This is a genomic window from Allobosea sp. GW822-FHT05A11 (assembly GCF_058800455.1).
On sequence record NZ_JBXAMI010000001.1, the window covers coordinates 613,968 to 634,104 of the forward strand.

Annotated in this window: 17 protein-coding genes and 1 pseudogene; 6 read left to right on the forward strand and 12 right to left on the reverse strand. The window is 65.6% G+C overall.

Annotation, left to right across the window (positions count from 1 at the left end):
- Positions 1–42: 42 nt before the first annotated feature.
- From ligD to AC1RLU_RS03005, 4 genes are all read right to left on the reverse strand, one after another.
- A complete protein-coding gene (gene ligD / locus AC1RLU_RS02990; RefSeq protein ID WP_492793772.1) occupies positions 43–2,664 on the reverse strand; it encodes a DNA ligase D in 2,622 nt (873 codons plus the stop codon).
- Between the two features lie 45 nt (positions 2,665–2,709).
- Entirely contained in the window at positions 2,710–2,985 is a 276-nt protein-coding gene (locus AC1RLU_RS02995) for a hypothetical protein (protein WP_061969722.1), read from the reverse strand.
- Positions 2,986–3,098: 113 nt separating this feature from the next.
- Positions 3,099–3,968 carry a hypothetical protein gene (locus tag AC1RLU_RS03000; protein ID WP_492793774.1) on the reverse strand — a complete coding sequence of 290 codons (870 nt, stop codon included), beginning with the start codon at positions 3,966–3,968 and terminating at the stop codon, positions 3,099–3,101.
- Between the two features lie 216 nt (positions 3,969–4,184).
- The gene (locus tag AC1RLU_RS03005) at positions 4,185–4,310 is read right to left on the reverse strand and encodes a hypothetical protein (RefSeq protein WP_274532885.1); all 126 of its coding nucleotides are present in this window, start codon (positions 4,308–4,310) and stop codon (positions 4,185–4,187) included.
- Here AC1RLU_RS03005 and AC1RLU_RS03010 point away from each other — a divergent pair.
- Positions 4,309–4,548 (forward strand): hypothetical protein, encoded by a 240-nt coding sequence (locus AC1RLU_RS03010; RefSeq protein ID WP_492793775.1) that lies wholly within the window; start codon positions 4,309–4,311, stop codon positions 4,546–4,548. The two genes, AC1RLU_RS03005 and AC1RLU_RS03010, sit on opposite strands and share 2 nt — an antisense overlap.
- 623 nt (positions 4,549–5,171) lie before the next feature.
- A complete protein-coding gene (locus tag AC1RLU_RS03015; RefSeq protein ID WP_492793776.1) occupies positions 5,172–5,894 on the forward strand; it encodes a site-specific integrase in 723 nt (240 codons plus the stop codon).
- 430 nt (positions 5,895–6,324) lie between these two features.
- Here the strand turns inward: AC1RLU_RS03015 and AC1RLU_RS03020 are convergent, their stop codons facing one another.
- The 6 genes from AC1RLU_RS03020 to AC1RLU_RS03045 are packed head-to-tail and all read right to left on the reverse strand — an operon-like array spanning position 6,325 to position 13,178.
- On the reverse strand, positions 6,325–7,332 hold the full coding sequence (locus AC1RLU_RS03020) for an ABC transporter ATP-binding protein (protein ID WP_492793778.1): 1,008 nt from the start codon (positions 7,330–7,332) through the stop codon (positions 6,325–6,327).
- Entirely contained in the window at positions 7,329–8,315 is a 987-nt protein-coding gene (locus AC1RLU_RS03025) for an ABC transporter ATP-binding protein (protein WP_492793780.1), read from the reverse strand. The genes AC1RLU_RS03020 and AC1RLU_RS03025 overlap by 4 nt, the downstream gene beginning before the upstream one ends.
- Positions 8,312–9,148 (reverse strand): ABC transporter permease, encoded by an 837-nt coding sequence (locus AC1RLU_RS03030; RefSeq protein WP_492793781.1) that lies wholly within the window; start codon positions 9,146–9,148, stop codon positions 8,312–8,314. The genes AC1RLU_RS03025 and AC1RLU_RS03030 overlap by 4 nt, the downstream gene beginning before the upstream one ends.
- On the reverse strand, positions 9,145–10,116 hold the full coding sequence (locus AC1RLU_RS03035) for an ABC transporter permease (protein WP_492793782.1): 972 nt from the start codon (positions 10,114–10,116) through the stop codon (positions 9,145–9,147). Before AC1RLU_RS03035 ends, AC1RLU_RS03030 begins: the two co-directional genes overlap by 4 nt.
- A 25-nt stretch (positions 10,117–10,141) precedes the next feature.
- On the reverse strand, positions 10,142–11,758 hold the full coding sequence (locus AC1RLU_RS03040; protein WP_492793784.1) for an ABC transporter substrate-binding protein: 1,617 nt from the start codon (positions 11,756–11,758) through the stop codon (positions 10,142–10,144).
- Positions 11,759–11,801: 43 nt separating this feature from the next.
- Positions 11,802–13,178, reverse strand: a complete 1,377-nt coding sequence (locus tag AC1RLU_RS03045; RefSeq protein ID WP_492793785.1) for a M20/M25/M40 family metallo-hydrolase — start codon at positions 13,176–13,178, stop codon at positions 11,802–11,804.
- Positions 13,179–13,264: 86 nt separating this feature from the next.
- Between AC1RLU_RS03045 and AC1RLU_RS03050 the strand changes: the two genes are divergently transcribed.
- Positions 13,265–14,164, forward strand: a complete 900-nt coding sequence (locus AC1RLU_RS03050) for a LysR substrate-binding domain-containing protein (protein ID WP_492793787.1) — start codon at positions 13,265–13,267, stop codon at positions 14,162–14,164.
- Positions 14,165–14,820: 656 nt separating this feature from the next.
- Here the strand turns inward: AC1RLU_RS03050 and AC1RLU_RS03055 are convergent.
- Both AC1RLU_RS03055 and AC1RLU_RS03060 read right to left on the reverse strand, forming a co-directional pair.
- The gene (locus AC1RLU_RS03055) at positions 14,821–16,161 is read right to left on the reverse strand and encodes an ATP-binding protein (protein WP_492793789.1); all 1,341 of its coding nucleotides are present in this window, start codon (positions 16,159–16,161) and stop codon (positions 14,821–14,823) included.
- Entirely contained in the window at positions 16,158–16,820 is a 663-nt protein-coding gene (locus AC1RLU_RS03060; protein ID WP_061969064.1) for a response regulator, read from the reverse strand. Before AC1RLU_RS03060 ends, AC1RLU_RS03055 begins: the two co-directional genes overlap by 4 nt.
- 110 nt (positions 16,821–16,930) lie before the next feature.
- Here AC1RLU_RS03060 and dsbD point away from each other — a divergent pair, with 110 nt between their 5' ends.
- From dsbD to AC1RLU_RS03075, 3 genes and pseudogenes are all read left to right on the forward strand, one after another.
- Positions 16,931–18,721, forward strand: coding sequence for a protein-disulfide reductase DsbD (gene dsbD, locus AC1RLU_RS03065; RefSeq protein WP_492793790.1), 1,791 nt, complete (start codon positions 16,931–16,933; stop codon positions 18,719–18,721).
- 48 nt (positions 18,722–18,769) lie between these two features.
- The gene (locus tag AC1RLU_RS03070; protein WP_142111797.1) at positions 18,770–19,420 is read left to right on the forward strand and encodes a DsbA family protein; all 651 of its coding nucleotides are present in this window, start codon (positions 18,770–18,772) and stop codon (positions 19,418–19,420) included.
- A 49-nt stretch (positions 19,421–19,469) separates the two neighbouring features.
- Positions 19,470–20,129: pseudogene (locus AC1RLU_RS03075) on the forward strand (L,D-transpeptidase); the annotation flags it as partial.
- Positions 20,130–20,137: the final 8 nt, after the last annotated feature.

A 20,137-nucleotide genomic window follows, 5' to 3' on the forward strand; every position in this document is an offset into this window, starting at 1 on the left:
CGCATCGGCTGCCTATCCGTTCCGATTGCTGCCGCGCGCAGGTCAGGAACGGCCGAGCTTCCTGATCGCCTCCGCGAGAGGCCGCTCGGCTTCGTCATAGTCCGCCCAGGCCTTGCTCGCGGCCAGCAGCTTCGGAACGGTGCGAATGGTGTAGCGAGCTGGGTCGAGCCCGACCTTCACCTGCGGCCAGGTCAACGGCATCGAGGTATGTGCTCCCGGTCTCGCGCGCGGCGATAATGGCGCCACCGCCGTCGCCATCCGGTCGTTGCGGAGATAGTCGAGGAAGATGCGCCCCTCGCGCAGGCGCTTGGCCATGTTGACGACATAGCGCTCCGGCTCGTCGGCTGCGATCTGCCCACAGACACGGCGGGCGAAATCCTTGGCTGCCGGCCAGTCCGGGGCGTTGCGGCCGGGCCTCGCCAGCGGCGTCACGACATGGAGACCTTTGCCGCCGGTGGTCTTGCAGAAGCTGACGAGGCCGAGCGCATCAAGCCGCTCCTTCATCGTTTTGGCGGCAGCGATCACCGCATCGAAGGAAACGCCCGGTCCCGGATCGAGATCGAAGACCAGCCGCCCGGGAACCTCGGGCTCGCCGGGCCGGCAGTTCCAGGGATGCAGTTCGATCCCGCCAATCTGGGCGGTGGCGATCAGGGCCTGGACCCGGTCGATCTGGAGATAGGGCTTCTTGTCGCCGGAAATCTTCACCAGCTCGAACAGGCTCGACGTTCCCAAACCGGCATGGCGCTGGAAGAAGATCTCGCCCTCGATCCCGTCGGGCGCCCTGAGCAGCGAACAGGGCCGGCCCTGGATATGCGGCAGCAGCCAGGCCCCGACGGTTTCGAAGTAGCGGGCGAGATCGAGCTTCGTGGCGGGCTCGCCGTCCTCGGCATCGGGCCAAAGCGGCTTGTCGGGCTTGGACAGCGGCACGCCGAGCACATCGACCCGGCCGCCGCGCGCTGCTGGGGCGGGCTTCGGCGGGGCCGTCCTTGCTGCTGGCGCCGGCAGCTCTGTCTCGACCTCCGCCGCCGGCTTGTCCTCGCGCAAGCCCTTGAAGGCGGCCTGGCGGACCATGCCGTCGCCGGTCCAGCCTGCGAACTCGATCTCGGCGACAAGGGCGGGCTCGACCCAATGGACGCCGGCCGCTCGACGCGGCGCGCCTTTGCCGGTGAAGGGCGAGGTCTCGGCCTCATGCTCCTTCAGGCGCGGCAGCAGCTTTTCGACCTTGGCCGCGCCATAGCCGGTACCGACCCGGCCGATATAGATGAAATGCGGACCGCGATGGACGCCGACGAGAAGCGAACGGAACTTGCCCGCCGTGGTCGCCCAGCCGCCGATGACGACCTCGTGGCCGGCGCGGCATTTCGCCTTCGTCCATGTATCGCTGCGGCCGGAGATGTAGGGTGCATCGCCTTGCTTTGAGACGATGCCCTCGAGCGACAGGCGGCAGGCGGATTTCAGCACCGCATCGCCGCCGGTCTCGAAATGTTCGGCATAACGGAGCGTGACGCCGTCGGCCGCGTCCCGCATCAGCGCAGCCAGTCTTTCCTTGCGGGCAAGGAGTGGCTGCTTGCGCCAATCCTCGCCTTCGAGAAAGAGCAGGTCGAAGGCGAAGAAGACGAGGTTCTCGGTCTTCTCCTCTGACAAGGCGGCCTGAAGCGCAGCGAAATCCGGCGCACCATGGTCGTCGAGCGCAACGACCTCGCCATCGATGATGCAGTCCGGCAGCTCCTTGAACGCCTTGGCGACGGCACCGAACCTCCTGGTCCAGTCGAGCCCCTTGCGCGTCTTCAGCGTGACTTTGCCTGCGGCGGCGCGCGCCTGGATGCGGTAGCCGTCGAACTTGATCTCGTGGACCCAGCCCCTGCCTGCCGGCGGCCGCTCCACGCTCCGGCAGAGCTGCGGTGGGACGAAGCTGGGCACATCGGCCGCCGCCGCCTTGCGCGCTTTCGGGCGGGCGGTCTCGGCCTTGTTGCGCACCGGCTTGCCTGCGCGCTCCTCGGCCGCCAAGCCCTGCTTGCTGTCCCAGACCGCATCTGCGTCGACCGCCTGCTCGGCCAGGAGGAAGGGCTTGGGCGAGCGCCCGCGTCCGGCCGCGATGGCCTTCATCGTCCGGCCCGAGGCCACCGAAGCGTCGGCCTTCAGGATCGCATCGCCCTCGGAATCGACAGCATGGTCGTCGCGGTGCTTGATCAGCAGCCAGTTGGTGCGCTTGCCGCCGTCACGGTCGTGCTTCATCCGCACCAGCACGAAACTGCCTTGCAGCCGCTTGCCTTCGAGCGTGAACTTGAGGTCCCCCTTCTCGAGCTGGCGCTGCGGGCTGAGCTTGCCTTCGGGCTCCCAATAGCCGCGATCCCAAAGCTGCACCGTGCCGCCGCCATACTGGCCTTTCGGGATCGTCCCCTCGAAATCGCCATAGGCGAGCGGGTGGTCCTCGACCTCGACCGCGAGGCGCTTGTCGGCGGGATCGAGCGAGGGGCCGCGCGTCACCGCCCAGGACTTGAACACGCCGTCGAGTTCCAGGCGCAGGTCGTAATGGAGCCGCGTCGCGTCGTGCTTCTGGATGACGAAGCGCAGGCGGTTTGAAGGAGCCACTGCGATCGAATCGCTCGGCTCCCTGGTCTTCTTGAAATCGCGCTTGGTGCGATAGATCTTCAGCTTTTCCACGAAACACCATCCGATGCGAACCCGCGGAGGGAAAGTGGATGAAGATCAGCCGGTGCCGGGCTCGATAAGACGAGCAGGCTTGGTCGACGGGAGAGCGCCGGAACCCGGCGTCGCCTCCTTGTTCGTCTGCGACTCCTTCGCATGGGGTCCGGCGGGAGGCGTGTGCCGGTCCTGCGCGCGCTGCTTCTGATTGCCCTCGGCAATGATCTTCGGACCCTTCATCGCATCGTCGGCAGCGTCTTCGCGCTTTTCGGGTGGCCGCTGGTTCGGCTCGGTCGGGCCGTTGGTGCTGCCATTTCGCTCGTGGTGACGGTCGATCATCGCATGCCCTTTCTGAAAGTGCTGCTGGAGCAACGCCCGCGCGCCCCGATCGTTTCGAAGAACAGCAAAAATGCCCGGCTCCGGGCGGAGCCGGGCTACGCAACCTCGACCGATCAGAGCGCCGGATCGCTCCGCAGGTTCTCGTCGCGATGCTCGCCGCCGAGCATGGCCGCCCAGGCAGCCGCCGCCGCACCGACCAGCAGCGCAGCCGCCGTCAGGAAGGCGGTCAGAACAGCAATCTTGCGCGCACGCTCCGCTGCCTGCTTGGCGGTTTCCTTGGCCTGCGAGATCCGGGCATAGGCATCGTCGATGCGCTTCTGGGCATCCTGCTCGCTGATGTCGGAACGCGCGGCGAGCCGCGAAGCAAGATAGTCCCGGTCACCTTGCTCGATCTTGCCGTTCTTTAGCGCATTGATGAAGATCCTGGAGGCTTCGTCGCGCTCCTCTGTGGTCGGCGGCTGCTGACCGTTGGCGCGCATGACATTGTCGAGCGCCATCGCGAGCGGGTCGATATTCTGCGAGACCAGTGATGCCGCGCCGGAGCTGGCGCTGGCGACGCCGCTGGCCGCCGTCTTCGCCGCACCGAACAGCGACGAGGTCGCGACGACGGTGATCAGCAGCGCGCCGGTCGCCCAGACGAGCAGGCCATGGGTGGCATCCCGCACCTTGCGCTCTTCGCCATTGGCATCGAAGCTCGGCTGGCGCATCCGTCCCGCGAGGTAGCCGCCGGCCATGGTCGCCGAAGCCATGACCCAGAGCGCCCACAGAGCGCCTGCAACCGCCAGCGCCGTGGCGCTGGAGCTCTTCTCGAAATCGGCGGAGACCATCGACAGGCCGATCGCCGAGCCGAAGACCGTCATGATGGTCGAGATGGCGGTCGCGATCACCGCGCCGCCGATGATCGGTCCCCACTGCACATAGGAGCGGCTCTCCTTGTTGACGGTCACGGGAGCGACGACGACGTCCGTTCCAGACATGGACATGGCGAATTCCTATCGAAGACCGAGGAATGACAGGATGGCCATGATGACCACCACGAGACCGACGAGGTAGATGATGCTGTCCATGAGCCTCTCCTGCTGATGAGCGAAAGTGAGGGCGAAACGGCTGGCGCTGCGGATAGGTTCCTGAAGCTCTCGCGTCAGGACGGATCAATTGGTGATGGAGCTTGCGCTTCCTCACCGCCGGGGCGCAGGCCGTCACATCCGCGATGACGAGAGCCGGATGTCGGCGGTGCTGTCGACGCCCGAATGAAGGGGCAGGGCAGGGAGCGTGACGACGTCGAGCCTGAGCTGGCTCGCCTCCCGGAAGACAGCAACCGTCATGCCCCCGGCCGTGGTGAAGCATTACCTGGCGGCGATCGAGACGCTCGCCGAAACAGTCCACGCCAACGCGGCATTCAGAGCGGAATTAAAAGCCGCCCTGCACGACCTGATCGCGACAGTGACGGTTCATCCGGCCGAGGCCGGAACAACTCCAGAGATTTCGATCGAAGGCCACCCTGACGAAGATGATCGGCGACGATCATTTCCCCACCCGCAAAGCTTGGGGGTGAAGTGGTAGCGGGAGGCCGTTGCAGCCGGTGCGGCCTACTGGCTATTCGAGGCCGTAGGACCTCGGAAGCCCCCTCAATCTAGGATGTTGCCATAAGCAGGGCAGGTCTTGCGCCGCATCGAATAGGTATTACTATCATGGTCGATTTCATCAAGAACATCAGCCTCGGAGTGGCGAAGGGCGTCGCGAATTCGGAGTAACCTCCGATCACGACCGCATTACAGATGCGCGATTTCTTCGTGCAGTTTCCTCAGACAGCAAAGCTGTTTGGGCTGACCCTCGAAAAAGGTCGGGCGTCAACTGCCGTGCTCTATGCGTCATCCGGTCATTGGGCCGCTTACACATATCCACAATGGTGCAGTTGGCTTCGGCATCAAATCGCCCAGCGCCCTTAAGGAGCATCTGAATCGCCTGGAAGCGGCCGGCCTCATCGATCGTCAGAGAAGCCACCACAATGGTCCCCGTGTCGTCAGCTTCATTCGACCAAGCGCCACGGGGGTGGCTCTCTCCAAGCCTCGGCCATCGGACTGGAAATATTTCGGTACGAAGCCGCCATCGCAGAAGACAGAGGACAGCCTGGAGACGGTCTTCGCGCAGCCTATCGCGCATTCAAGGGGACGCCGCTCGTAGTCTTGGCCAAGGCCGAGGCGAAGGCTCTGAAGGACATCGCCGCTCAATTGCCGGATCAGTCGAGCGCCATCATTGATCGCTGCGTCAGTGACTGGACGGCGTTCTGTGCCCATGTCGCCAAGGCCCGGCAGGAGGCTAAGCCACTCCTGAAGGATGACCTCTTCCTCGTGCTCGACGCCATCGGCTCGTCGACCAAGGGTGTGCGCGACTGCGCCCTGTTGCTGATCGGCTTCGCGGGAGGCTTCCGGCGTTCGGAACTGGTCGGGCTCGATGTCGCCGACATCGCTTCCGTTCGACAGGGCGTTGTCATCAGCCTACGCCGCAGCAAGACCGACCAACTCGGGATTGGACGGCAGATCGGCATTCCCTTCGGTCGCACCCGGCATTGTCCAGTCCGCGCACTGGAACAGTGGATTGCCCTGTCGAGGATCGACGCAGGGCCGATATTCCGGCCTGTTAGCCAGTCGGGCCAGGTGGCCGCCGAGCGGTTGTCGGGGGAGGCAGTGTCGCTTGTCCTTAAGGAACGCATTGCCGCTGTAGGCATCAATCCGGCCAGCTATTCTGGCCACAGCCTGCGCGCTGGCTTCGCGACCAGCGCTGTGATGGCCGGGGCATCGACGTGGAAAATCCATGCCCAGACAGGACACGCCAGCGACGCGATGTTGAGCCGCTATGTCCGTGAGGGCGAACTTTTCATCAGCAACGCATCCGGGATGTTGCTTTAGAAGCTCGGTTCAACTGGAAAAGCACTCACTCTCTTGGACTACCGTGCAGGCTTTTGGTGGTAGGCGGTGCCATCTTGCAGTGCTGGGTAGTTCCGCCCGAACGCGATAGGCATTCATCGCACCAGGCATGAATCTATTTGCAGTTAAATGCACAAGATCGCGCTGGTTTGTTCGCCACGGCGGCATGTCCAAACCGACAGCAATCGGGTTATGCACTTAATTGCACGAAGAGAGCAGGTCGCAGTTGGCTCTTTCGCGCCAGGAACCGACATTGGCGGTCAGGCCGAAAGCGGACACTCATATTGACAACTGCTATCCGAGATTAGTGGCGTATCATCAACCTGAGAGGCTGATGCCGAACACATTCGGATTGGGAGGAATTTTGCCCGCATCCGATCGCCAGCATCTATTGTGGCGCAGGCTTCGCTGGTCAGGCCGCGAATTGCATCCCGTCCATTTCCTCGGCGCGATGGCAGCGCACTTCTCGGCCGGCGATTTCGCGCAAGGCCGGCATCTCGCTGATGCAGCGCTCCTGCGCGAAGGGGCAACGGGTGTGAAAGCGGCATCCGGGCGGCGGATCGAGTGGGCTTGGCACGTCGCCTTCGAGTGGCTTCGCGCGTGCGGCATTGCGGTCGCGGCCGATTTCGGGAGAGGCACCGAAGAGGGCTTGGCTATAGGGATGGACAAGACCTTGCCCGAGAACGGCCGCGTCGCCGATCTCGACGATCTGGCCGAGATACATCACGGCGATCCGGTCGGAGATATGCCGCACGAGCGCGAGGTTGTGCGAGATGAAGACATAGGCGGCCCCGGATTGCTTCTGAAGGTCGTTCAGCAGGTTGATGATCTGGGCCTGGACCGAGACGTCCAGAGCGGAGACGGGCTCGTCGCAGACGATGAGCCGCGGCGATACGGCGAGCGCGCGGGCAATGGCGACGCGCTGGCGCTGGCCGCCTGACAATTCGTGCGGATAGCGGTCGAGATAGTCGTCCGACAGCCCGACGCGGCTCAACAGTTCGCCGACACGGGTACGGCGTTGGCTGCGCGCGCAAAGACGGTGCAGTCTCAGGCCGTCGCCGATCGACTGGCCGATCGTGCGGCGCGGGTTGAGGCTGGCATAGGGGTCCTGGAAGACGATCTGCACGGCGCGCCGGAACCGCCCCGCATCGCTGTTCAGCATTTTCCCGGCGTCTGCTCCGTCGAGCAGGACATGTCCGGAGGTCGGGTCGTGCAGGCCTGTCAGGCAGCGGGCGAGGGTCGACTTGCCGCAACCGGATTCGCCGACCACGGCCAGCGTCTCGCCCGGGTTGACTGCGAGGTCGACGCCGCTCAGCGCGTGGACCGTCCGTCCACCACCGAAGGCCGATCCGACCCGGTATTCCTTGACGAGATTGCGCGCTTCGAGGACGGCGCCGCTGCTGTTGCCCTGCTCGGTCATGCGGCCACGGGCTCCGGATGATGGCAGGCGACCTGGCGCGCGCCGCCGGTCAGGTCGGGAGGCGCCAGAGCGCAATCGGCCATGGCACGATGGCAGCGCGGGGCAAAGCTGCACCCTTTCGGCATCCGGAGAGGCGAGGGAACGGTGCCGCCGATCTCCGGCAGCCGCCCGGAAGCGTCGTCCTGCCAGCGGGCGGCCCTGAGGAGGCCTTGCGAATAGGGATGCGCCGGAGCCTGGAACAGCTCGGTCACGGGCGCCTCCTCGACCTTCCTGCCGGCATACATGACCGCGACACGATCAGCGACCTCCCAGACAACGCCGAGATCGTGGGTGATCAGCAGCACCGCCATGCCGAGCTCGGTCTTGAGCCGTTCGATCAGCTTCAGGACCTGCGCCTGGATCGTGACGTCGAGAGCCGTTGTCGGCTCGTCCGCGATCAGCACCTTCGGCTCGCAAGCCAGCGCGATGGCGATCATGACACGCTGCCGCATCCCGCCCGAGAGGTTATGCGGGTACTGGTCATAGCGCTCGGCAGGAGACGGTATCCCGACGAGATCCAGCAATTCGATCGCCCGCAGGCGCCCGGCGCCAGCGGAGAGGCCGCGATGCAGCCGCAGCGATTCGGCGATCTGCCAGCCGATCGTGAAGACCGGGTTGAGCGCCATCATCGGGTCCTGGAAGATCATGCCGATGCCGCCGCCGCGCACCCCCCGCATCGCCTGCGCCGACAGGGACATCAGGTCCTGCCCCTCGAGCAGGACGCGGCCGCTGACATGGCAGCGGCTGCGCATGGCGAGGAGGCCGAGGATCGACATTGCGGCCGTGCTCTTGCCGCAGCCCGATTCCCCGACGATCGCCAGGGTCTCGCCGGCCGACAGGGTGAAGGACAGGCCGGAGACGGCCTTCACCGCACCGTGGCTCGTCGGAAACGTCACGCTGAGGTCCTCGACGGCGAGGACGGGGCGGGCGGCGGGATGCGTCATCGTTGCCGGAGCCTCGGATTGAGGGCGTCGTTGAGGCCTTCCCCGACGAGGTTGATGCACAGCACGGTGATCAGGATTGCGAGGCCGGGAATCGCCGGCATCCACCAGGCCGTGCGCAGCACGGTACGGCCGACGCCGATCATGTAGCCCCAGGAGATCAGGTCGGGATCGGCAAGGCCGAGGAAGGAAAGGCCCGATTCCGTCAGGATCGCCGTTGCGACGAGGAGACTGGACACGACGATGACCGGGGGAAGCGCGTTCGGCATGATCTGGCGGGTTGCGATTTCAAGGCCCGACATTCCCAAGGCCCTGCAGGCCTGAACATATTCGCGGTCGCGTTGTGCCATGAATTCGGCGCGTGCGAGGCGGGCCACCGGCGGCCATGAGACGACGGCGATCGCGGCGGTGACGGTGACGATCGACGGGCCGAAGATGGCGATGATCACGACCGCGAGCACGAAGGAAGGAATGGTCAGGAAGAAATCGGTCAGCCGCATCAGCACCGCATCGGTCCAGCCGCCGCGATAGCCCGCGAGCGCTCCGACAGTGACGCCGAGCACCGTCGCCCCGAAGCTCGCGACAAGGCCGATCAGCAGCGAGACGCGGGCTCCTCCGATCAGCCCGGCCAGAATGTCCCGACCCGAGACGTCCGTGCCGAGAGGGAAGCGGGCCGAGGGAGGCTGCGAGGGCCGGCCGATCATGTCGTAGGGGTCGACAGGGTAGAGTACCGGGCCGAAGATCGCCGCCGCCACGATCAGCAGGAGGAAGACAAGGCCGACCACGGCGGCCGCATTGAGGCTGAAGCGCCGCCAGAACTCCGCGAGAGCGCTCATTTCGCCATCCTCGGGTCGAGCACGCCATAGAGAAGATCGACGACGAGGTTCGCGGCGACGACCAGGATCGACGAGATGAACAGGATGCCGAGCAGCAGGTTCAGGTCGCGCTGCTGGAGCGCATCGAAGAGGAGACGCCCAAGCCCCGGCCAGCCGAACACCGTCTCGACCAGGATCGAGCCGCCGAGCATATGCCCGATCTGCACGCCCGCCATGGTGACGACGGGCAGAAGCGCGTTGGCGGCGGCGTGGACGAAGCCGACCCGCGCTTCCGACACGCCCTTGGCGCGGGCGGTGGTGACGAAGTCGTAGGTGTAGACCTCCAGCATCGAGGCCCGCATCAGGCGGGTGTAGAGCGCGACGTAGAAGAGCCCGAGCGTCACCGCCGGCAGGACGAGGTGGCGGGCGATGTCGAGCACGCGCAGCGGCCAGGAGATATCCTGTCCGATCGTCATCATGCCGCCCGAGGGAAGGATGCCCAGCGTCACCGAGAAGAACACGATCAGCATGAGGCCGAGCCAGAATTGCGGCGTCGCATAGGCCAGGAGCGCCAGCACCGAAATGATGCTGTCCAGCCATTTCCGATGCCGCATCGCGGCGATGGTTCCAAAGAGCATACCGAGCAGCGTCGCGACGAGGATGGCCGACATCATCAGCAGTACGGTCGCCGGGGCGCGCTCTGCGATCAGCGAGAGGACCGGCCGCTGCTGCACATGCGACACGCCCAGGTCGAAGGTGAGGAGCTTGCCGAGATAGATGAAGAACTGCTGCCAGAGCGGACGGTCGAGTCCGAAGGAACGGCGCAGCTCCCCGACGAATTCCGTCGTCGCTCCGCCCGACTGTGCGGCGATGATGTCCGCCGCATCGCCGGGTGCCATGTGCAGCAGGGCGAAGTTGAGAACGGCGATGCCCAGCACGCTCGGAATAACGACGGCGGCGCGCTTGCCGATGAACAACAGGGATTTCATCGCGCTCTCCCGCCCCGCCCCACCGTCATTCTTTCCAGACGGCGTCCCAGGGCGAGTACATCGAAATGCCGTTGGTGATCAGGCCGTGGACCTTCTTGTTCCAGACATGGGTGTAGGCGGGTTCCATCAGGAAGATCACCGGCAGCTCGTCGTGCAGGATCTTCTGGAGCTCGTCGAACTGCTTGCGCCGAGCGGCCGGGTCGGTCTCATGCGCCGACTTCGCGAAAAGCTCGTCGACCTTCGGGTTGCTGTAACCCATCGAGTTGGTGAAGGTCGCGCCCTTCTTGATGAACCCCGATCCGAAGGTGCGCTCGACGCCGATCGAGGGGTCCGAATAGTTGTGCGAGAAGGTGCTGGTGAGGTTGAAGTTCCAGTCTGTGTAGATGGTCTTCAGCCAGCCGCCGAGATCGGCGCTCCGCGTCTCGACCTGGATGCCGATCTTGCCGAGTTCCTGGCGGATATATTCGGCGAGGCGGACATAGTTTTCGCCATAAGGCAGGAAATTCTGGCTCAGCTTGAAACGGACATTGCCGGCGCCCTTCGGATAGCCCGCCTCATCGAGCAGCTTGCCGGCCTTTGCCGGATTGTACTCGTATTGCGGCAGCGACTTGTTGAAGAAGGCGCCCGCGCTGACGATCGGGCCTCGGGCCGGCTTGCCCTGGCCGTACCAGATCACGTCGGCGATACGCTCGCGATCGAGCGCCATGCTGATCGCCTGGCGGACCTTGAGGTCCTGCAGCGGCTTCTCGCGCAGATTCAGTTCGAGCCACAGATTGGGGCCGAGCGCCTCGCTGCCTGCCTGCGAGGCTTCGAGCTTCGGAGAGGCCGCGAGGCGCTGTACCTCCGCCTCCGGCAGGCCGCTCATCGGCGCGAGATCGACCTCGCCGGTCTCGACGGCTATGGCGCGGGCGGCGCCGTCGGGGATCATGCGCACGATGATGCCGTCGAGGCAGGGAAAGCCGGAGCGCCAGTAGTCCTTGTTGCGTTCGAGCGCGATATGGCTGCCCTTCTGCCACTCCTTGAAGCGGAAGGGGCCCGTGCCGATCGGCTTTTGCATCACCTCCGCGCCGCGGACGGCCGCGGCCGTGCCCATATCGATGCCGGCGAAGGCATGGGCCGGAAGGATCGGCGTCTCACCGGCCTGGAACACGTTCATGAAGAAGGGGACAGGGCGCTTCAGCGTGAAGATGACGGTGAGCGGGTCCGGCGTGGCGACGCCCTCCAGATCGCCGAAATAGACATGGCCGCGCGAGTGATAGGGCTTGACGATCTTCTCGACCGAGAACTTCACGTCCTCGGCTGTGAAGGGCTTGCCGTCATGCCATTTCACGTTGGGGCGGAGTTTGAAGGTGTAGGTCTTCTTGTCCTCGGAGACCGTCCAGGACTCGGCGAGGCCGGGCTTCGGTTCGAGCGAGGGGCCCTCATAGTTGAGCAACCCCTCGAACATCTTCGTCGCCACCAGCGCAACGGGGACCGCCGAGGTCGCGGTCGTGGACAGCGCGCTCGGCTCCAGGCTGTAGGCGTAGGTCAGCGTGCCGCCGGTCTTGGGGCAAGTTTGCGCCTGGGCGGCGGTTGCGAACAGCGCCATGGCCGGAGCCGCCAGAAGCAGGGCCCTGAGGGTCTTGAGGGTCTTGGAGTTCATGCTCGGAGCCTCTCGTCTGGCGGTGCTGGCCGGCTGCAGGATCTCAGGCGATGCCACACCATTCTGCAATGAAAACAATGAGGTGCTCGATCGCGGCTTCGTAATCCGCGATCGGGATGTATTCGTCGGGCTTGTGCGCCTGGGCGATGCTGCCCGGGCCGAAGACGATGCTGGGGATGCCGCCCTGGTTCACCAGATGGCGCATGTCGCAGCAGAAATGCCCTTGGTAGGGACTGCCGTCGCCGCCGCGCCCGGCAAGCACGGCGCCCATCACCCGGGCGATCTCGATATCGCTGGCTTGAGCGGTGGCATCGTCATGATGCAGGAATTCGAGCCTGGCGGGATGGCGCAGGAGACGCGGATCGCTGCGATTGGCCTGCGCGATCGCTTCGCGGAACGCCGCCATCACCTCCGTCACGCTGCCGAGCGAGGGGGCGAAATAGGCGCCGCCCTTGAGCTGGGCTTCCGCGGCTGTCGCGGTCTCGTAATGACCGCCCGAAACGCGCCCGATCGTCAGGGCGAAGGGCGCCTTCTGGCCCTGGGGCGTGCCGGTATTGTAGCGCGCCTCCAGCGCAAGCAGCGCCTCGATGACGGGAGGGAGCGCATCGATGGCGCCGAGGCCTTCGAGCTCCGTGCCGTTCCAGCGCGCGCCCGGAGAGCGCGGTACGCCGGTCAGCGAGACCTGCCAGTAGAGGCCGCCCGGATGCGAGATCGCGATGGTGTTGCTGGTCGGCTCCAGGATCACGGCTGCATCGGCCCGGAAGCCGCGCCGGACAAGGTCGAGCGTGCCGTTGCCCGCATGCTCCTCGTTGACGACGCATTGCAGGCTGACATCGCCGCGCAGGCGGATACCGGCCTCGCGCAGATAGGTGATGGCCATCAGCGCCGCCATGACGCCGCCCTTCATGTCCGAGGCGCCGCGGCCATACATCAGGCCGTCCGCGATCTCGGCGCCGAACGGGTCGCGCGTCCAGCCGGCCCGCGGCTCGATCGTCACCGTGTCGACATGCCCGTTCAGGATCAACGAGCGGCCGCCGCCCTCACCACGCCAGGTGCCGACGAGATTGGGCCGTCCGTCGTAATTCAGGACCGTTTCGAGGCCACTCGCCTGGAGAGCCTCGAAGGTGGGCAGTTCGGCATAGGGTAGGATGAGGTCGTGCTGCCAATGGGTCGGATATTGCGCGACGTCCGGATGCGCGGCGAACATCGCCTTCACGTCGGGCTCCGCGTCGTGGATGTCTGCCCCCGCTTTCTGCAGCAATTCGCGCATGTAGTCCTGGCCCGGCCCCTCTTCCCCTGTCAACGACGGGGTCGAGACGAAATTCGCCAGGTGCCGGACGCTGCGGTCGCGTTGCGCCCGCGCTGCGGCAAGCGCTTTGTCGAGCTGGGAGTGAAGCTGGGCGAGGTCTGAAGCGAGCATGTCGAGATGATGTTGACATTGCTGCTATAAGCCAAATTAGAAATATTGAGAGCTGTTCAAGAAAATCTAATATCCGAGACAAGCACATGATCTACACGCAGATCCGGGCATTCGACGCGGTGGCGCGCGAGGGCAGCTTTTCGCGGGCCGCTGATGTCCTGAACCTGACGCAGCCCGCCCTGACGCTGCAGGTGAAGGCGCTCGAAGCGCGCCACGGCCTGAAGCTGCTGCATCGCGATGGGCGCGGTGTGAAGCTGACGGAGGCCGGCGAACGGCTGTTCACCCTGTCCCGGCAGCTCGCGAGCCTTGAAGAGATGATCGACGATACGCTGACAACGTCGAGCGAAGTCCAGCGGGGCGAGCTCCGACTGGCCGTCGATGGCCCCCATATCGTGATGGGCCTCTTTGCCCAGTTCCTGGCGCGGCACCCTCAGGTGCGGCTCTCCGTCTCGATGGGAAACACGCAGGTCGTGCGGCAGCGCCTGCTCGACCGACATGTCGATGTCGGCATCCTGCCGCTGATCGCCGACCATCCGCGCGTGCATGCGGTGCCGCTCTGGATCCATCGCGGCCTTCTAATCACGTCGCATGAGCACAGGCTGGCTGGCCGGAAGGTCGTTTCGCTGACGGAGCTGGAGGGCGAGGCGATGATCGGGCGCGAGGACGGCTCGACCACGCAGGCGCTCGTTGATGCCGCTCTTGCCCGGCACGGCGTCAAGGCCCGCAAGGTGCTGGAGCTGGGCAGCCGCGAAGCGCTCGTCGAAGCTGTGGCGGTGGGGCTCGGCTGCGGGATCGTCTGGGAGCTGGAAGCCCTGGCCTCCAGCCGCGTCCGCGCCATCCCGATCGAAAACGACGAACTCACGACAACCGACTATATCGCCTGCCTGAAGAGCGAGCGTGAGCGCGCCATCGTCAAAGCCATCTTTGCCGAGGCGGCGCGAATGCCGGGCGACAGGCACGACATCGCCGCCCTGGGACGAGGTTGACGTTGCGGTCGTGTCTCGCATTAAAATCGAGTTTGACGTAAAATTCGAAGCCTCCCCACGGCTGACGGTCGTCGCCGTGAGAATCCTCCCGGTTGCTCGGCGCCAGTTGCGGACATTGGGAGCTTACCCAGAAGCTGACGTTCGTGAGGGATAGGCGCCGAATCTGAGGACGACCGTCCTGCAAGGGGTATCCTCTGCCGTCGCCGAGTGGACGTTAGATTTCGGGAGCGGGCCGGTCGCCCGTGCGACGAGTAGGTCTTGAATGGCCAACCCGGAGCTATCGAACACGGTGATATCGGCATCAGCATCCTGCCCAACACCTCGCCGGTTAGATCCATCCGGATACGGGCGAGCGCCGCGACTTCGTAGCGGGCCTGGTGGCCAGTTCCAAAAATGGCAAGCATGGAGGCGTCGCGGCGCGCCAATAGATCGGTCGCGACCGCGTCAGCCTCCGCCTCAGCCGTGTGGTAGGCGTTGGGCGGAAGTCAGAAAGGCGTTCGATCGTTTAGCCGAGGCCGGCTGCGCGGAGTGTGTCACTACGTCTGCCTCAGGCAAAAACGGGATCATCTTGTTCGTCTTCTCTACTTTCTACGGCTGAACCGCTCGACAGGTCCAATGCGGCCGGATCAAGCAGCGAACATTGGCTACGCAGCAAGTCAACTGCGGGAATCGGGCGCCATCTGGAGCGTTGCTTCCAGGCCGCCATGGTCGCCGCGGTTGGCGAGACGGAGTTGTCCGCCCATGCGCCGCACGGCAGCATCGGCGATCGCCAACCCAAGTCCGGTTCCGATCGCGCTCTTGTTGCGGCCGCGGAAGAAGCGCTGCGTGACGAGGGGGATTTCATCCTCTGGAATGCCCATACCCTCGTCTTCGACCACGATCCCGTTCCCGGCCGCAGCCTTGCGCCAGGTCACCATGCCGCCTGAGGGCATGTGCCGCACAGCGTTGTCGTGGAGGTTGCGAAGGGCGAGCGTCAGCAGTTCGCGGCTGACGACCACGGTCAGCTCCCTGAGCGCGGGTTCGATCGTGACCGAAATGCCCGCTTCGGGAGCGGGGGCCGTGGCCGTGATCTCGTCGAAGACGTCACCGATGATGACGGGCTCGCGAGCCTGCGGCTCGGCATTCGCGTCGAGCTTCGCGAGAGCCAGCAGCTGGCGCACGAGGCGCGTGGTCCTGTCGACGGAGAGCACGATCTGCTGCAGCGCCCCCTGTCTGACCTCCGGGGCGGCGGCGCTCATCGCGATCTGGGCCTGCATCTTGAGCCCTGCAAGCGGCGTCCGCAGCTCATGCGCCGCGAAGGCCGTGACCTCCCGTTCGTGCCGCCGGGCCGCCTCGACCTTGGCGAACAGACCGTTCAGTGCCTGCGTCAGCGGCTTGACCTCCGCTGGTGCGCGAACGGGATCGATCGGGCTCATATCGTCGGCGTCACGCCCGCCGACGTCGCTGGCCATCGTCCGCAGCGGCCGCAGGCCTCGCCCTAGGCTGATCCAGATCAGCAGGGCGAGCAGCGGTGCGATCAAAAGGGCTGGCGCCAGCAGCCCTTTGATCAGATCGGAGACGAGGCGGTCGCGCAGGCCGAGCCGGTCTCCGACCATGACCCGCGCGCCCGTGGCGGAATTGGCGATGGTGTAGATGCGCCAGGTCTCGCCATCGACGACGCGGTCGGAAAAGCCCGCCGCCGCTTCCGTCAGGCGGCTATCGGGCGCACCGCTCGACCGAGCCATCAGGCGGCCGTCCAGCGACCAGATCTGGCACGAAAGCTGGCGCTCATAGCCCGCCCCTTCTGCGGGCAGGCTCGGAAGGACGGCAGCGGGGGATGTCATGTCGGCGCTGGCAACGAGCGAATTCACCATCCGCGCCGCCTCCTGCAGACGGGTATCGAGGACGTGCTCCAGCTCTCCGCGCGTCCCAGCGTAGATCCACAGGACGGCCGACAGCCAGATCACCCCGGTCGCGCTCAGCAGGATCGCGAAGAGGCGCCCGCGCAAGGAGGTCATGACGTCACCCTGATCCGGTAGCCGAGGCCGCGAACCGTCTCGATCACGTCACGGCCGATCTTGGCCCGCAGGTGGTGGATATGGACTTCGACCGCATTGCTCTCGATCTCCTCCTGCCAACCATAGAGCCGATCCTCGATCTCGGCCTTGGAGCGCACCGTGCCGGGCCGCTCCAGCAAGGCCGCCAGCACCGAAAACTCGCGCCGGGACAGTGAGAGAGGCACGCCGTGCAGGGCGACCGACAGATTCGACGGGTCCAGCATGATGCCTGCGGCGGCAAGGCAAGGCGACGCCCGCCCCGAGCCACGCCGGGCGATGGCTCGGACGCGGGCACCGAGCTCGTCGAGGTCGAATGGCTTGCCGAGATAATCGTCCGCCCCGGTGTCGAGGCCGCGGATGCGGTCGGATGTCTCGTCCATCGCCGTGAGCAGCAGAACGGGGGTCTGGTTGCCTGATCCGCGCATCTCGCGCAGCAGATCGAGGCCGGAGCCATCCGGCAGCATCAGGTCGAGCACGACCGTATCGAAGACAGAGGTGGACAATGCGGCGCGCGCATCGGCGCATGTCCCGACGCAGTCCACCGTCATGCCGGCGAGGCCGAGCCCCACCTTGAGCCCATCGGCCAGAACCGGATCGTCCTCGACCACGAGAATGCGCATGTGTCGGTATCCTCCCTCGCATCATCGACCCCGGCGATCAGGCAGCCCAGCCTTAAGGCTGGCTTAAGCTGCGATGTCGAGATGGCGGCCTCAACCGATCGAAGGTCGCCATGCACCGTCCGTTTCTCGCAGCGCTCGCCAGCCTCGCCCTCTGCCTCATGGCGATGGTGGGCGTCGCGTCCGCCGCCACGCCGCGCCCGGCTGACGAGGTCTTCCGCCTCGGCCTGGATCGCGCTGCCGACCGTAGCCTCATCCTCACCTGGACGGCCTTGCCGGGCCATTACCTCTATCGCGAAAGCCTGAAAGCGCAGCGGCAGGACGGCACGCCATTGACGCTTTCCACTGAGGCCGGCGAGCAGAAGGACGATCCCAATTTCGGACTGACCGAAATCTATCACGGCCAGACGCAGGCCCGCATCGCGGCCAGCGACGCGCCGGCAACAGGCACTCTTGTCGTGACCTATCAGGGCTGTGCCGAGCAGGGCGTCTGCTATCCGCCGATCGTCAAGGCTGTCGATCTAGCGACGGGTGCCCTGTCGAAGGCGCAGTCCACCTCCGTCCCGGACACGTCGCCGGCTGTCGCTTCCCCTCCCAGCAACGCAGCGACAGCCGTAGCACCGGCCGGCCTGTTCTCCGGCAGCTTGGCGTTGATGCTGGCAAGCTTTCTCGGCTTTGGCCTGCTCTTGTCGCTGACGCCGTGCATTTTTCCGATGATCCCGATCCTGTCGGGCCTGCTGGCTCAGACGGGCGCGCAACTGTCGGCCAGGCGTGGTTTCGTCTTGTCGGGGGCCTATGTGCTCGCCATGGCCTCGGCTTATGCCGCCCTGGGCGTCGCCGCGGCGATGTCAGGCCGCAACCTGCAGATCGCTTTGCAGACACCCTTGGCCCTCGGGCTGATGAGCCTCGTCTTCGTCACCCTAGCGTTGTCGATGTTCGGCCTTTTCGATCTGCAGCTTCCGCAGGGCTGGGGCACGCGGCTTGCGGGAACCGGCCGCGGTCGCAGCGGCTCGCCGGGCGGTGCGGCGATGCTCGGCTTCAGCTCGGCGCTGATCGTCGGTCCATGCGTAACGCCGCCGCTGGCGGCCGCGCTGCTCTATGTCGCGCAGACCGGAGACATGGTGCGCGGAGCGGCGGCGCTGTTTGCGCTCGGCCTCGGCATGGGCCTGCCGCTCGTGCTGTTCGGCACGTTCGGCGCTCGCATCCTGCCGCGGTCGGGCCCATGGCTCGTCAAGGCGAAGCAGGGTTTCGGCTTTGTTTTCATCGGCCTCGCCATCTGGATGCTCGCGCGTGTCCTGCCGGCCGGCATCACGCTCCTGCTGTGGGGCCTGCTGGCGATCGCGGCCGGCGCCTGGTTCGGTGGCTATTCGCTAATCCGCGACCATCTGCGCTTGCTGCCGCGGTTTGCCGGAGCAGCTCTTGCGTTATACGGCCTGGTATTGGTCGGGGCGGCTGCGACGGGGCGACCGGATCCGTTACGCCTCGCGGTCTTTCTCGACGGGGCCGGCGCGTCGGAGCCGGCTGCGGCAATGGCGTGGGCAACGGCGAGAGTCGTTTCCACGCCCGCCACCTTTGATGCCGCGCTCACTGAGGCTCGAGCGGCGAAGCGGCCGATCCTCGTCGATTTCACCGCCGACTGGTGCACAATCTGCAAGGAGCTCGACCGCAACGTGATGCGCGATCCCGCCATCAGCGCCCGCCTCGACAGGCTCACGATCATCCGCGCCGACCTGACCGTCTATGGCAGCGAGGGGCAGGCCCTGATGGACCGCTTCGGCGTCGTGGGCCCGCCGACCCTGCTCTTCATCGATGCCGGCAGCGGCCGTGAGGTCGATGGGGCCCGCACGACCGGCGCCACCACCGTCGACGCCTTCGCGGCGATGCTCACGAAAGCCGGCGCCTGACACCGCCTCTCCCCTCGCATGTCCATCTCGTCACCCCTGGAGCTTGCCATGAACCGCAGAACCTTCATCTCCCGCTTCGCTGGATTGAGCGCCTCGGGCGTTCTCGCCACGATCTGGCCCGCACTGCTGGGAATTCCCTCTGCCTTGGGCCAGGACGTCGACACCAACGCCATCCTCAACGACCCCGAGGCGCCCACCGCCGGCAATCCGAAGGGTGACGTCACCATCGTCGCTTTCCTCGATTACAACTGCCCATTCTGCAAGCAATCGGCGCCTGATCTCGTTCGCATCGTCAAGTCCGACGGCAGGATCCGGCTCGTCTACAAGGATTGGCCGATCCTGTCCGAGGCCTCGGTCTATGGCGCGCAGCTCGCGGTCGCAGCCCACTATCAGGGCAAGTACGACGCCGTGCACCATGCGCTGATGGGCATTCCCGGCAGGCGGATTTCCAAGGAGAGGATGTTGGAAGCCGTGAGGGCATCGGGCGTCGACATGGTCCGCCTCCAAGCCGATCTCGACGCCAAGGCGGACGCCATCACCGCCCTGCTGCGGCGCAACCTCGCCCAGGCCGACTCCATCGACCTCCAGGGGACGCCGGCCTATCTCGTCGGCCCGTTCCGGACCTCGACGCTGGATTATGCCGGCTTCAAGCAGGTCGTGGCCGATGCGCGCGCCAAGCAGGCGGCGAAACAGAATTGACCGCCGTCCTCGCATCGCCGGCCACCCTAGCCTCATCGGAAAGATCAGAATGATCCGCGTCCCACGAGCGGCGAAGCCGCTCGCCGTCATCGCCTTGCCGCTGCTGATCGCCGCCTGCACCACGGTCCAGCCGCAACCGCCTGCAACGGCCTCCTACAGCGCCATCCCGCCTCACGTCGCGCAGCGCTATGCCGCGATCGAGACCGAGAAGTTCAAGGTGCCGGCGGTCGATCTCGACGATCTCCAGCCCCGCAATATGCGTCAACTCGTCGACTACCCGACGAAACACCGGCCCGGGACGCTCGTCGTGGATCCACATCAGCGCTTCCTCTATCTGGTGCAGGAGCATGGCAAGGCGCTGCGCTACGGTGTCGGCGTCGGCAAGGCCGGCCTCGAATTCACCGGAACGGCGACGGTCCAACGCAAGGCGCAATGGCCGCGCTGGACACCGACGCCCGACATGATCCGGCGCGATCCGCGGCGCTACGCGAAATGGTCGGGCGGCATGGCCGGCGGCGAAAGCAACCCGCTGGGCGCGCGTGCGCTCTACCTGTTCAAGAACGGCAACGACACCCTCTACCGGATCCACGGGACCAACGAGCCTGAAACGATCGGCGAGGCCGTTTCCTCCGGATGCATCCGCATGATGAACCAGGACGTCATCGACCTCTACAACCGCATCCCGAGCGGCTCGAAGGTGGTCGTTCTCTGACGCTT

What these genes read in the sequence shown, in the direction of transcription:
- AC1RLU_RS02995 (WP_061969722.1), bottom strand. Translation starts at nt 2,985, where the DNA reads ATGATCGACCGTCACCACGAGCGAAATGGCAGCACCAACGGCCCGACC.
- AC1RLU_RS03000 (WP_492793774.1), bottom strand. Translation starts at nt 3,968, where the DNA reads ATGTCCATGTCTGGAACGGACGTCGTCGTCGCTCCCGTGACCGTCAAC.
- AC1RLU_RS03010 (WP_492793775.1), top strand. Translation starts at nt 4,309, where the DNA reads ATGCCCCCGGCCGTGGTGAAGCATTACCTGGCGGCGATCGAGACGCTC.
- AC1RLU_RS03005 (WP_274532885.1), bottom strand. Translation starts at nt 4,310, where the DNA reads ATGACGGTTGCTGTCTTCCGGGAGGCGAGCCAGCTCAGGCTCGACGTC.
- AC1RLU_RS03020 (WP_492793778.1), bottom strand. Translation starts at nt 7,332, where the DNA reads ATGACCGAGCAGGGCAACAGCAGCGGCGCCGTCCTCGAAGCGCGCAAT.
- AC1RLU_RS03025 (WP_492793780.1), bottom strand. Translation starts at nt 8,315, where the DNA reads ATGACGCATCCCGCCGCCCGCCCCGTCCTCGCCGTCGAGGACCTCAGC.
- AC1RLU_RS03030 (WP_492793781.1), bottom strand. Translation starts at nt 9,148, where the DNA reads ATGAGCGCTCTCGCGGAGTTCTGGCGGCGCTTCAGCCTCAATGCGGCC.
- AC1RLU_RS03035 (WP_492793782.1), bottom strand. Translation starts at nt 10,116, where the DNA reads ATGAAATCCCTGTTGTTCATCGGCAAGCGCGCCGCCGTCGTTATTCCG.
- AC1RLU_RS03040 (WP_492793784.1), bottom strand. Translation starts at nt 11,758, where the DNA reads ATGAACTCCAAGACCCTCAAGACCCTCAGGGCCCTGCTTCTGGCGGCT.
- AC1RLU_RS03045 (WP_492793785.1), bottom strand. Translation starts at nt 13,178, where the DNA reads ATGCTCGCTTCAGACCTCGCCCAGCTTCACTCCCAGCTCGACAAAGCG.
- AC1RLU_RS03050 (WP_492793787.1), top strand. Translation starts at nt 13,265, where the DNA reads ATGATCTACACGCAGATCCGGGCATTCGACGCGGTGGCGCGCGAGGGC.
- AC1RLU_RS03055 (WP_492793789.1), bottom strand. Translation starts at nt 16,161, where the DNA reads ATGACCTCCTTGCGCGGGCGCCTCTTCGCGATCCTGCTGAGCGCGACC.
- AC1RLU_RS03060 (WP_061969064.1), bottom strand. Translation starts at nt 16,820, where the DNA reads ATGCGCATTCTCGTGGTCGAGGACGATCCGGTTCTGGCCGATGGGCTC.
- dsbD (WP_492793790.1), top strand. Translation starts at nt 16,931, where the DNA reads ATGCACCGTCCGTTTCTCGCAGCGCTCGCCAGCCTCGCCCTCTGCCTC.
- AC1RLU_RS03070 (WP_142111797.1), top strand. Translation starts at nt 18,770, where the DNA reads ATGAACCGCAGAACCTTCATCTCCCGCTTCGCTGGATTGAGCGCCTCG.